Raw genomic sequence first — 13,222 nt, 5'->3', positions numbered from 1 at the left:
GAAATTAAATAGTGGGTTCAGTTCCCCAGTTGGATAATTCATCTTCGCTCCACAATTTAGGGAAAAAGATGCGTCGTTGGTATTTAGGGTGCATATATTTTTGCCAATCGCTTCCGCCAGTGGCTTCGCCATTTCCTTTTCCGCTCTCTAAAATATATTTGATTGCCGTGTTTAAATGCTGCATCACCCAGGTGATGTTTACCGTATGATCATAATGACGCATTGCCTGAATTAATTCAGCGTTTTGTTGGTCTTCTGCTGGTAATTGGGTGAATTTTTGCCAGATATTTTTAGTTTTAAAACTGGACATTTGGCGTAAAAACTGCTCTTTGTATTTGTTTTCAAATTCTTGCAATAGGTAGGATTTTTGACCCGTTTGGTAGTCTTTTCCTGCTGCTTGCCAATAGAGGTGTTCAAAACTGGTTTCTAAATCAGTATGCTCGTCAAAGTTTGCTCTGTATCGGCGATCCGTTAAGTTAATCACATCGGTAGAGGCAAACTCAATGAGTCGGTATTGCGCGCTCTGAAAACCGCTTGCTGGAGTAAGGGTATTTCTGAATTTCATATATTGATCCACTTCCATTCCGTTTTCCATAATGCTAAAGGAATTGGTTAGCATGTCAAAATAACGTGTGATTCTTGATAATCTTTCACTAAAGAAGGCTACTTGAATATTAGGTGTGTCGGCGATTTGGTCGATTTCCCATAAAATCATTTTAAAGATCAGTTCGTTTACCTGGTGGTACATGATAAAGACCATTTCGTCGGGAAGAGTGGTGCGTTGTATTTGAAGGTTTAATAAGGCGTCGGTTTGGATATAGTCCCAATAGGTGATTGGTTTTGACCAAAGTAATCCCTCAAGCTGAACATCTGTTTTTTGGTTTAATGCCTTGTATTTATTGTCAATTTCTTTTAAAATTGATTCAGAATGATCGGTAATGTTCATTATTTTTTTACTTTAAATGGATTTTTTAATCCTTTGAATTCATCAAGATCTGCCTTAAGGGATCCTACGGCAAGGTCTGCTTTTATTCTAACGGGTACTTTGTTGTTGTCGGCTGTTATCCAAAGCGTTAAGCTTTCTTTTTCTTTGAAAACCCTTCCTGCTTGTACTAAGGGTTTAAAAACCATAGTAGAAACGGTTCCAAATTTAGTCGTAATATCTTGACGGCCTATGTATTTTAACTTAAATTTTGTGATTTCGTCATCGAAAAACATATCAATTGCTATGGATTCTCCTGGTTGAAGCTTATCAATATTGGGATGATTTCTTAGGTAATAAAAGGAGGAAACAATGTCTTGAACATTGTCGGTAAGCATGATGGTTTTTTCTGTTTTGCGTTTGTAATCTTTAACCAAAATCTTATTGTCGGTTTGATTGAAGAAACCTTCTTGATTTTTAGTATATCCGCCTTCGTTGATTTTTCGAATGTAACGGTAGGGATTTCCACTGTCTTTATCGAAATAACTTTCGTATAAATCTTCTACTTTGAAAAAAAACTTAGACATGCCTGTGGTATATCCTTTGCCTACAGCATGAAATACTTTTTTGTTGCTGATCGTGGCTTCTTTTACTTCGAGTGTAGCATAGCCCGCATTGACGATTCCATAATGAATTCGAAATTTAAAGAATTCGCCAGTGTCAAAAGCATCTTCCTTTTGAGAATCAAAACCAAGGGTAGTAAGGATGAGTATGGTGAGGATTAGTTTTTTCATAAGAGGATTTGACTGTTTAATAACTATAAACGCAAATTTTATTCCAAATGTATTAAAACAAAAAAACTCAGTCAAGGAATGACTGAGTTTTTATGCTATTAACTAACCAAAAAACTATAAATTATGAAATTTATATCAATTCGGAAGGAAACCACCCCTTCCTTTTTGCGAGTGCAAAGATATGCAGAAAGTTTAAAAAATAAATAGCAAAAGTCAAGTTTAACATATCATTTGCATAAAAACCATCGTTTTACCGAGAATTTTTCTGCATAATGTAAAAATAATGCTTTTTTATAATGTACCTCTCAATTCTTGCTCTCTCTCGATGGATTCAAAAAGGGCTTTAAAGTTCCCTGCGCCGAATCCTTTGGCTCCCATTCGTTGAATAATTTCGAAAAAAAGCGTTGGTCGGTCTTGAACGGGTTTTGTAAATATCTGTAATAGGTAACCATCTTCATCGGCATCGACCATAATGGCTAGTTTTTCTATTTGGGTTAAATCTTCTTTCATCATCTCCATATGAACGCCTAATCTTTCAGGAATGGCTTGGTAGTAGGTATGTGGTGGAGCCGATAAAAATTCCACACCTCTTGCTTTTAATTCGGAAACTGTTTTGATGATATCATCAGTAGCGATGGCGATATGTTGGATGCCGGGGCCGCCGTAGAAATCCAAGTATTCCTCAATTTGAGATTTTTTCTTTCCTTCTGCTGGCTCGTTAATGGGGAATTTAATTCTTCCATTTCCGTTAGACATTACCTTACTCATCAAAGCGGAGTACTCTGTGTTGATTTGTTTGTCATCAAAGGATAAGAAATTTACAAATCCCATTACCTCTTCGTAGAATTTTACCCAGGTATTCATTTCGTTCCAGCCTACATTTCCAACCATATGGTCAATGTATTTTAATCCAGTTGGTTCAGGGTTATAGTCGGATTTCCATTCTCTGTAACCAGGTAAGAAAACACCCTTGTAGTTTTTTCTCTCGACAAAAATATGCACGGTTTCTCCGTAGGTATAAATTCCAGAACGAATGACTTCTCCAAATTCGTCTTTTTCAACGGTAGGCTCCATAAAGGAGCGAGCACCACGTTTCATGGTTTCTTCGTATGCGCTGCGAGCATCTTCAACCCATAGAGCAGCTACTTTTACACCATCTCCATGTTTTTTAAGGTGCTGGTGAATAGGAGAGTCTTGTGTTAGTGGTGTGGTTAAAACAATTCTAATTTTATCTTGTTTTAATACATAAGAGGCTTTGTCTTTGACCCCTGTTTCTAGTCCTGCATAAGCCAATGACTGATAGCCAAAAGCGGTTTTGTAATAATGTGCAGATTGTTTTGCGTTTCCTACGTAGAATTCTACATAATCTGTTCCTAATAAAGGAAGGAAGTCTTGTGCTCCTTCAAAGATTTTTTCTAAGCCGTATTCTACTGATTTTACTTCTTTTGACATGATGTTTATTGGTTTAATTGGGAAAATCGCGGAAGGATTAACCAAAATGTTGATGTGTTTTTTGTTCTTTTTTGAAAAAAAAAGATTAAAAGTTATAGTAAGGAAATACTGCTTGTCGTAGCAGTGGTACGGAATCGTTTTTTAGGGTTGAATTAGTCTACCCAAGATTTGTAGTACTTGCCATCGTCAAGCCCCATCGCTTCTTCGGTTACCATTAAGGGGCGAAAAGTATCGACCATTACAGCTAGTTCCTGAGTTTCCTTATGTCCAATACTGCGTTCCATGGCTCCAGGAGCGGGTCCGTGTGGAATTCCTTTTGGATGTAAAGTAATATGACCTTGCTCTATATTGTTGCGGCTCATAAAATCACCATCAACATAATACAGCACTTCGTCAGAATCGATATTACTGTGATTATAAGGTGCTGGAATGGCTTTCGGGTGGTAATCGTAAAGTCTTGGACAGAAAGAACAGACTACAAAGGTACTGGTCTCAAAAGTTTGATGTACTGGTGGTGGTTGGTGTACACGCCCAGTGATGGGTTCGAAATTATGAATGGAGAAGCCGTAGGGAAAATTGTAGCCGTCCCAGCCCACAACGTCAAAAGGATGTGTGGCATAGACTACTTCATGGATCATGCCTTCTTTTTTTATTTTGATTAAGAAATCGCCTTTCTCATCGTGTGTTTCTAGTTCATTGGGTAGAATAAAATCACGTTCGCAAAAAGGAGCATGTTCTAAATGTTGACCCGACTGGTTTTTATACCGTTTAGGGGTGTAAAAAGGGGCATGAGATTCGACGTAAAACAACCTGTTTTCAGTGGTTTCGAAATCGATTTGATAAATAATACCTCTTGGAATAATAAGGTAATCACCGTACTCAAAGGGAATATTTCCCAACATAGTGCGTAGTTTTCCTTTTCCTTTGTGGATGAAAAGCAGTTCGTCGGCATCTGCATTTTTGTAGAAATAGTTTCTCAGCGATTCTTTTGGGGCTGCCAATCCGATGATGCAGTCGTTGTTGACCAACATGGCTTTACGACTGTCTAAAAAATCGTTCTCAGGTTTTAGTTCAAAACCTTTAAAAAGTAATGATTTAATGTTTTTACCAATGGCGATTTTGGGTTCAACCGAATATGATTTAAGGATTTCTTTAACCTGAGTGGGTCTGTGCACATGATAGGACAATGACGAATGTCCGTGAAAACCTTCGGTGCCAAACAATTGTTCGTAGTATAGACCACCATTGGGTTTTTCAAATTGGGTGTGTCTCTTTTGTGGAAAATTTCCAAGTTTATGATATAATGGCATGGCTTTTCAATTAGATAATTTGTAAATTAGATAATTCGAAAATGTGAATTGTATGAACAGATAATCAGCTCAATTTTTGATTGATTAATTGTCTCAATTCGGTAGTTTTACTCAGGATTTCTCTTGATGAGGAATTGAAGATATTCTAATAAACCTGTCCATTTTGTTTTCATTATAACAAATGTCGTAATTTTTATTGATTTAAATTACAAATTAAAACAAAAATCCTATACTAAACCATGTAAAACTTTTTGACATTTCTGGTGACCATGAATGTTTGATTTCGATAGGGCCAATGATGGTTTCTAATCCATAACCTATGGCATAACCAGAATATTTAGGCATGGAGAACGCATCGACTGTCTTAAAAATGTCGTCTCCTAAGTTGGCGTAATTGGCCGAAAAATTGACATGATTTTTTTTGAACATTTCGTAATCGAAAGTAATTCCTGTCTTAATGAAGCTATTTCCAGCGATACTTAGGAAGTCGTATCCATAAAAATAGTTGAAGTTGTTAATCTTATTATAGCCATAACCTCCTAATATATAATCGAAAAACGGAACGCTGTCGTTACCAAAATTAAGACCAGCTCCCGCTTCAATTTTAACGGTTGTTTTATTGAATATTGTTTTGGCAAAGGCAATTTCTGCTTTTGCTAATGAAAAGGGCTTGAAAAGTTTGGTGTAATCTGAAGAAGCTAAGAAGGTTTGTATATCTGTAGAGAAATATAAGCCCGAATGAGGGTAGCTTTTATTGTCAAAGGAATCGTATTTCAAGTAGCCAAAAACACTGAGATAGCTGCTTTTGTCTATAATGTTGCTGCTGTCGGTAAGTGTAGGCGAGTCTACTTTTAAGTATTTGTATTCAAGGCCACCTCCCATTAAAAACTTTTGGACAAAGATGGTTTGGAAATACGCTTGGTTGGTCAAGTCAAGAAAATCCACGTTAATTAGGTTGGCATTGGTGTTTACAGGCACTATTTCACTGAAGTTGGCAGTGATATTTCGGTTGAATTGATTCAAGCGAGAGCGGAAACCGAAACTGATATTGAAACCATTTTCGACATAATAGTTTAAGTCATATCGGAAATTATCGCCTAGGATAACATCCACTGAGGTAACATCATTCTTTAAAAATGTTTTTTTGTGTGTTAGGTTTAATAAGATCCCACTTTTATAAAGTCCGTCGTAATGCAAACCAAGTTTTAAATAGGTTTGCGTTGGATTTTCTTTTAGGACTAATTCCAGGTCGTCTTGTTTGTCGTCTGCTTCGAGACAATAGGATATGGTGCTAAAGTTTTGAGTAGCGTTCAAATTGTTGATACCCGTTTTAAGATCTCGATAGGTTATGGTACTTCCAGGCTTAAAACGCAGTTTTCCATTGATGTATTCTTTGGTAAAGTTGTCTAATTTGTCACTGTTTATTTTTTTGATCTGTAGCGTGTCCGTGCTTATTTTTAGTTTTGGTTTTTTATAGTAGTTGGTTTCGTCAGTCAAGGATTTTATTTTTTCATAGACGGCAAAAGCAGCCTCTTCCCCTTTTCGGATAATTTCTTCTCCCTTGTCAAATGAAATAACGCCATAGTCTCGGATGTCTGGTTTGATATAAATATCAGTATCCTTTATCTTGTTTTTCATTTTTTCAATGGATTGCAAGTTGGTAATTTGAACCAATATCTTTGTGGCATTTTTTAGGTTTTTACGATTGAGTAAATCGTCTTGTACATCAACGCCAATAATGATATCTGCTCCAAGTTTACGGACCTCGTTCAGGGGGTAATTGTTGACAACTCCTCCATCTACTAATAAATTTCCGTCAATTTCTACAGGAGTAAAAAGGGAAGGGAATGCGGCACTTGCCATCATAGCTTGAACCAAATTACCTTTGTTGAGTAAAACCTCTTCTCCAGTTTCGATATTGGTACCAATACAGAGGAAAGGAGTGGGTAATTTGTTGAAATCACGAACATGTCGCACATTTCGGGTAAGGCTACTCAATAGGTTGTAGTTGTACATTCCTTTGGAAAGCGCTTCTGGTATACCGACTTTAAAATTACTAAAGGGTAAAACGATGGCATACAATTCATCATTTTTTTTGCCGTAAAAGTTTTTAGAGGAACGCGGTATATAATCGTTTATAAGTTCATCGAAATTCGTCTTTTTAAAAATGGAGTCAATTTGGGCGGCATTATAACCCGATGCGTAAAGTCCTCCAATTATGGAGCCCATACTAGTTCCTCCAATATAATCAATTTTGATTCCTGCTTCTTCTAAAACTTTTAGAACACCAATATGAGCAAATCCTTTGGCGCCACCACCACTTAGGACCAAGCCTATTTTTGGTCTTTTAACGTTGTCTTGTTTTCTTTCCTGGGAAAAGGTTTGTGGAGTCTGAAAGACCAATAGTGTCAATAGAAACCAAGAGAGGTTCCAATTAAAAGTTGAATATTGCGAGCCATAAAGCCTTGTTTTTTTCTCTAGGCAAAGAGCAGCTTTAGCTGTTCTTCCCTTTAGGATAGAAAAAAAAAGTCTGGACCGAGTATTTGGTAGGAGCTGGTTTGGACGCATAAGAATTCACTAGTTGGTTTTGTAAAAGTCGACAATTTTTTTGGCTTTTGATACTCCAATGACCTCAGATATTTGTTTTTCTGTGGCTAGTTTCAATCTTTTAACACTTTTAAAATGTTGTATCAAGGTCAACATGGTCTTTTCTCCAATACCGGGGATGCTTTCTACGGAGGAATTAAGTGCTGCTTTGCTGCGTTTGTCACGATGAAAAGTGATACCGAAGCGGTGTGCTTCGTTTCTTAATTGCTGAATGACTTTTAGGGTTTCTGATTTTTTATCCAAATACAAGGGCACAGAATCACCAGGATAAAATAATTCTTCGAGGCGTTTGGCAATTCCAATGATGGCAATTTTTCCGCGTAAGCCTAGTTCATCAATACTTTTTAAAGCTGCTGATAATTGTCCTTTTCCTCCATCGATAATAATGAGTTGGGGCAGAGGTTGGTTCTCCTCTAATAGTCTTTTATAACGGCGGTAAACAATTTCGGTCATCGAGGCAAAGTCATCGGGGCCTTCGACTGTTTTTACGTTAAAATGGCGATAGTCTTTTTTGCTGGCTTTTCCATCTTTAAACACCACACAAGCCGCTACGGGATTTGTTCCTTGAATGTTGGAGTTGTCAAAGCACTCAATATGTCTAGGTTCTACCGGTAAGCGTAAATCTTTTTGCATTTGTGCCATGATGCGATTGGTATGTCGATCTGGGTCTACAATTTGCAATTGTTTGAGTTGTTCTATTCGATAAAATTTGGCATTGCGAATCGATAGGTCTAAAATCTGTTTTTTATCTCCTAGCTGGGGAACGGTTGTTTTAATGTTTTCCCCCAAATTGATTTCAAAGGGTACGATGATTTCCTTGGACAATAATTGAAAGCGTTCGCGTAGTTCGATGATGGCAAGTTCCAATAATTCTTCGTCGGGTTCATCTAATTTTTTCTTTATCTCTAAAGTATGTGAACGAATGATGGATCCATGGGAAATTTGCAAAAAGTTGACATAAGCTGCACTTTCATCTGAGACAATGGAAAATACATCAATATTGGTAATTTTGGGATTGACAATGGTAGACCTCGATTGGTAGTTTTCCAATACGTCTAGTTTCTCTTTGATTTTTTGGGCTTCTTCAAAACGTAAATCCTTTGCGTATTGCGTCATCAGACGTTTGAAATCCTTCATGCTTTCTTTGAAATTCCCTTTCAAAATTTCGCGAATGGCATCAACTTGTCTTTGGTAATCTTCTAAAGATTCCAAGCCTTCACAGGGTCCTTTGCAGTTACCAATATGGTATTCTAAACAAACTTTGAATTTTCCTGAATCGATGTTGGATTGGCTTAAATCATAAGTGCATGTTCGTAAGGGATATAATTCTTTAATGAGATCCAAAATAGTATGCACCGTTTTAAAACTGGTGTAGGGACCAAAATATTCTGAGCCATCTTTCACCATTCTACGGGTGGAGAAAATTCTCGAAAAAGGTTCTTTTTTGATACAGATCCATGGATAGCTTTTGTCATCACGGAGTAAAACGTTGTAACGAGGCTGCAGGGTTTTGATTAAATTGTTTTCTAATAAAAGCGCGTCGGTTTCAGTAGGAACTACGATGTGTTTTATGGTGACAATTTTTTTGACCAGGACATTGGTTTTTGCCGTGTCGTGAATTTTATTAAAATAAGAGGATACTCTTTTTTTGAGGTTTTTGGCTTTGCCCACATACAATATTTTTCCCTCCTTATCGTAATATTGATAAACACCAGGATTGTCTGGTAAAGTTTGAATTTGGAGTTCTAAAGTTGGTGTTTGCATGCTGTTTTGTTTCTGAAGATTTCGGAAAACTCTTTTGAAGCCAGTTTGATTTCGGTATCAAGCTTAACATTGAATTCGTTTCAAATTTACAAAATCAAAAGAATAATTTCTATATTTAGATTTTATAATTCTATATGAAAAACGGTAAACCCTTGGTTATTTTTGGCGAGTCAATTTTGCCTGGTGAAAATAAAACGATAAACGTCGAAATTGCGAGATTACACACCACTACGAGGCTGAATATTCCAGTGGTGGTGCGTCGTTCCAAACATGAAGGTCCTGTGGTACTATTCTCGGCGGGAATTCACGGTGATGAAATAAATGGTGTGGAGGTGGTACGACAACTCATCAGCAAAAAGATTAACCGCCCTAGTAGGGGGACCATTATTTGTATTCCGATTATCAATATGTATGGATTTGTAAATAGATCCCGTGAATTTCCCGATGGACGTGATTTGAATCGTGTTTTCCCAGGGAGTAAGAAAGGTTCTCTAGCCAGTCGTTTTGCCTATCACATCGTGGCAGAAATTTTACCAATCCTAGATTATGCGGTCGATTTTCATGCCGGTGGAGCAAGTCGTTTTAATGCGCCCCAAATTAGAATTACGGAGAATAATGCCGAGTTAAAAATTTTGGCAGATGTTTTTAATGCACCCTTTACCTTGTATTCGAAGAATATTAGTGGTTCTTTTAGAAATACTTCCGAAAAAGCCAATGTAAAAATGCTGCTTTTTGAAGGGGGAAAATCTTTAGATATCAACAATGCCATTGCCAATGAAGGGGTAATGGGAGTGAAGCGGTTGTTAAAGTATTTAAATATGCTAGACGCTAAACAAGTAGTGGAAGAGGCGGAACAGCCGTCCATTTATATTAAACATTCCGTGTGGTTGCGAGCCAAATGCTCGGGTTTGTTACACGATTACAATAGGATAGGGAGATTTGTCACCAAAGGCACTATTTTGGCCATTATTACGGATCCTTTTGGTAAATTTGAGCAAAAAGTAAAAGCCCCTCACGATGGATTTGTTATTAATGCCAATCATTCGCCTATAGTATACGAAGGCGATGCCATCTATCACATCTCTAAAACTTTACCAGAAAATGTTGCACAGTAAAAAAGAATTAAGGACGCAGTATAAAAATCTTAGAAAAAAGCTGACCTCTGATGAAATTGAAGAAAAGAGTTTGGCTATAGCCAATAACTTGATCTCCTTACCCATTTGGGATAAAACCTATTACCATGTTTTTCTTCCTATTGAAGAGCAAAAAGAAGTCAATACCGAATATGTTTTACATGTGCTTTCCGGCAAGGACAAAGAAATTGTGGTATCCAAAAGTGATTTTGAGAGCGGTGAAATGACTCATTTTCTATTGACCGATAATACCAAAATCAAAAAAAATGCCTACAACATACCTGAACCTGTAAATGGATTGCCAGTGCCCTCAACAGCGCTTGACGTGGTTTTTGTGCCCCTTTTGGCTTTTGACGTTTTAGGGAATAGAGTAGGTTATGGAAAAGGTTTTTACGATAGATTTTTAGCTGGGTGCAAACCAGACACCATTAAAATTGGACTTTCATTTTTTGAAGCGGAAAGCCTAATTGAAGATGTCTTTGAAGCGGATGTAAAACTGGATTATTGCATAACAACTACCCAGGTATACCAATTTTAGACTTTTAATGAGCTACGACGTATTATTTTACTTCTTTAATGGTAGCCCCATCGATCCAACCTTCTGTTCCGTCTGTTAATTCGATTCGTTTCCAGTTTTTTAAAGTTTCTTTTACGTAAACTTTAGCGCCTTCATGTAATAAGATGATCGCAGTGCCCGCTTTTTGTGGTTCACTACGCACTTCACTTATTTCAGAGAAAACAATAGCAGGGCGGTCATTATTGTAATGACTTTTTTCGGCCATACCAGCAAAAATACTGGAAAGTAAGCCAATGATCAGGACAAACATTCCGATGAAATAGAGTCTTTTGGAAAGGGTACGTTGTGAGAAATAATAGCCTATAAAACTCAATAAAAAGACAAATGCAAATCCTACAGCGATTTTTGCCCAAGTATTGTAGTCAAATCCCCCAGTGAATTTTTGGAGTAGTCTTGCAAAGCCAACCTTAGGAACTTCTTTTATCTCATCAATGGTAAGCTTTTTAGCGAATTTTAAATTGTTTAGGGTCTCAGGATCCTGAGGTTTTAAAACCAAAGCTTTTTCATAATTGTAGATAGAAGGAGCTACTTTGTTTAGTTTGTAATAACAATTCCCCAAATTAAAATACAGTTCAGCTGAATGTAACTGGTCTTCTTTTATAAGACTTTCATAGGCTTGGGCGGCCTCTTGATATTCTCCCTTTTGATACAAGGCATTGCCTTGCTCAAAGCTGCTTTGAGCAAAGAAAACCTGAGTGATTAAGAGAAAGAGATAGACTATATTTTTCATTTTATTTTATTTAAACCGTTTGGTTTTGACAACTGCTCGGCTTTTGTTTTTTAAACTTGATGCCCTTAAAATCAGTACAAACGAATCTGTTTTTTCGTTGGTGTACTCTGCTAAAAGGGATTAAACAATCTGTTTCTCTAGAGCTGAAATAATTAAAACAGCCTTGTCGAAATCTTGTTGAATAGAAGCGCTTGAAGCCGGCGCATAACGGGCATATTCACAGTTTTCGGTCAAATTGATAAAACTTTGAACAGTTTCTGGATCGGCATTTCTAGATAACAATAGCGTACTAATATTGTCTTTGCTCATTTCTGAAGTTTCAATATGTAATTTAGCTTTCAAGAAATTATGCATTGCTTTTTCTAACGCAATATAGAAAGGCTCTTTGTTGTTGAGGTGTTTCTTGGCTTGCGATAAATATTTCTTAGCCAGTTTATTGTTCATTCTGATTCGGTTTCCAGTTACGTCTCCGTCAAGGGCTTCTTTTTTCTTCTTAGCCAGAACAATAATAGGTAAGATGACAAAAGGTAGGAACAATAAGGTGTAATACAAATCAGAACCATAAAAATCGTTTTTAGCTAGTGGAACTAAATTGGTTTTTGGTTTGATGTATTTGAATTGTTCTGTTTTTGAGAGCACATTCTTATGAGCATTCGCAGCAGTATTGGCTTCGGCTTGTACTGGGCCATCTAAAACGTCTACCATGATCTCTGGTGAAGTGATGGTTTTATACGAGCCCGTATTCAAATCGAAAAACGAAAATTCCATTGGTTTTATGGCGTATTTTCCTTTGTACTGTGGAATGATAGTGTATTTATCGGATATTCTTCCTGACATTCCTTTTAAGGTAGTCGTTACGCTCTCATCGTGGACTGGATCGTACATTTCTAAAGCATTAGGCACAACAGGTTTAGGAAGTGTAAATAACTTCATATTTCCGGTACCCGTAGCGCTTACAATTAAATCGAGGCTTTCTCCATTTTTTAAAGTCGTTTTAGAAGGGGTCACTATAAAGTTAAATTTCCCCACAGCACCACTAAACCCTTCTGGTTTACCCGTTTCTGGCAGTGGTCGCACCGTAATGGTTTTGGCTCCAGCGGAAACAACTTTATTGTCGTCTGTTATGATCATCTGACCAAACATATCTCTGCGGTTGGTTGGCAATTGTACGCCTATATCTAATGAAAGGGGTTCAATGGTTAATCTTCCTGATTTTTGAGGGTATAGAATCGTCTTTTTTAAGACCACAAAATAACATCTTTGTCCTTGGTAGGTACCTTCTTCAATTGATAATTGTTTGATGTCTATGTTCTGGTTCCAGAAATCATTGTATTTGGGTTTGGCCAATTCTTTAAATCCAGTAACCCCAATATTGTTAAAGTATAGTTTGTATACTACTGTAATGGGTTCATTAACATAGGGAGTTGTTTTTGAAATCTCTGCAACAAGATTTAAGGTTTCGGTTCCTCCGCCTTGAGGTCTGTCATTAGGATCTCTTTCTTGCGCAACGGCATTGGTAACAACGATCTTTACAGGCGCTGTTTTATAAATTTGCCCGTTATACTCAATAGAGGCTGGTTTGATCACCAGATTTCCTTTTTGAGACGGTAGTAAGAAGTAGGAGTAGGCTTTTTGAAAAGAACTTCTTCCATTCACCCAGGACTGGCTGACTTGTTGACTTGGCCCCGCTACAATTCTGAATCCATCAAATGAGGGCTGATCAAAGTTATCCCCATCAACATTCATGATAAAGTCAATACGAAGTCGTTCGTTTATTCCAAGCGTATTCTTGCTTACTCTGGCTTCAAATTGAACTTGAGCCATAAGCCCTTGAAAAGTGAATAGTAATAGAATTAAATATCTTTTCATTTAATGGTGTAATCGTTTGTAAGGTTTGATTTTAATCGGACTTTGTTTAGTGAGTACTCAAATA

10 protein-coding genes are annotated in these 13,222 nt (G+C 37.1%); 2 read left to right on the top strand and 8 right to left on the bottom strand.

Annotated features, from left to right (window positions below):
- Positions 1 to 4: 4 nt before the first annotated feature.
- The 6 genes from AC51AA_RS12370 to uvrC all read right to left on the bottom strand — a co-directional run bounded on the left by AC51AA_RS12370 (position 5) and on the right by uvrC (position 8,849).
- Entirely contained in the window at positions 5 to 946 is a 942-nt protein-coding gene (locus tag AC51AA_RS12370) for a tryptophan 2,3-dioxygenase family protein (protein WP_500702542.1), read from the bottom strand.
- Complete coding sequence (locus AC51AA_RS12365) at positions 946 to 1,716, bottom strand: DUF3108 domain-containing protein (protein ID WP_500702541.1); 771 nt, start codon at positions 1,714 to 1,716, stop codon at positions 946 to 948. The genes AC51AA_RS12370 and AC51AA_RS12365 overlap by 1 nt, the downstream gene beginning before the upstream one ends.
- A gap of 291 nt (positions 1,717 to 2,007) precedes the next feature.
- Positions 2,008 to 3,168 (bottom strand): 4-hydroxyphenylpyruvate dioxygenase, encoded by a 1,161-nt coding sequence (gene hppD, locus AC51AA_RS12360; protein WP_500702540.1) that lies wholly within the window; start codon positions 3,166 to 3,168, stop codon positions 2,008 to 2,010.
- A 152-nt stretch (positions 3,169 to 3,320) separates the two neighbouring features.
- Positions 3,321 to 4,478: a homogentisate 1,2-dioxygenase gene (locus AC51AA_RS12355; protein ID WP_500702539.1), complete on the bottom strand. Its 1,158-nt coding sequence runs from the start codon at positions 4,476 to 4,478 to the stop codon at positions 3,321 to 3,323.
- 213 nt (positions 4,479 to 4,691) lie between these two features.
- Entirely contained in the window at positions 4,692 to 7,046 is a 2,355-nt protein-coding gene (locus AC51AA_RS12350; RefSeq protein WP_500702538.1) for a patatin-like phospholipase family protein, read from the bottom strand.
- Between the two features lie 9 nt (positions 7,047 to 7,055).
- Positions 7,056 to 8,849 carry an excinuclease ABC subunit UvrC gene (uvrC, locus tag AC51AA_RS12345; protein WP_500702537.1) on the bottom strand — a complete coding sequence of 598 codons (1,794 nt, stop codon included), beginning with the start codon at positions 8,847 to 8,849 and terminating at the stop codon, positions 7,056 to 7,058.
- 134 nt (positions 8,850 to 8,983) lie between these two features.
- Between uvrC and AC51AA_RS12340 the strand changes: the two genes are divergently transcribed.
- Together AC51AA_RS12340 and AC51AA_RS12335 are read left to right on the top strand one after the other, a co-directional pair.
- Entirely contained in the window at positions 8,984 to 9,964 is a 981-nt protein-coding gene (locus tag AC51AA_RS12340; protein WP_500702536.1) for a succinylglutamate desuccinylase/aspartoacylase family protein, read from the top strand.
- Entirely contained in the window at positions 9,951 to 10,520 is a 570-nt protein-coding gene (locus AC51AA_RS12335; RefSeq protein ID WP_500702535.1) for a 5-formyltetrahydrofolate cyclo-ligase, read from the top strand. Before AC51AA_RS12340 ends, AC51AA_RS12335 begins: the two co-directional genes overlap by 14 nt.
- 22 nt (positions 10,521 to 10,542) lie before the next feature.
- Here the strand turns inward: AC51AA_RS12335 and AC51AA_RS12330 are convergent, their stop codons facing one another.
- Both AC51AA_RS12330 and AC51AA_RS12325 read right to left on the bottom strand, forming a co-directional pair.
- The gene (locus AC51AA_RS12330) at positions 10,543 to 11,289 is read right to left on the bottom strand and encodes a tetratricopeptide repeat protein (protein WP_500702534.1); all 747 of its coding nucleotides are present in this window, start codon (positions 11,287 to 11,289) and stop codon (positions 10,543 to 10,545) included.
- Positions 11,290 to 11,409: 120 nt separating this feature from the next.
- Complete coding sequence (locus AC51AA_RS12325; RefSeq protein WP_500702533.1) at positions 11,410 to 13,158, bottom strand: BatD family protein; 1,749 nt, start codon at positions 13,156 to 13,158, stop codon at positions 11,410 to 11,412.
- Positions 13,159 to 13,222 lie beyond the last annotated feature (64 nt).

This window comes from Flavobacterium sp. OHVDL-2026-0007 (genome assembly GCF_059882335.1).
Note: the sequence above shows the minus strand (reverse complement) of the source record. Positions and strands in the feature narration are given on the sequence as shown.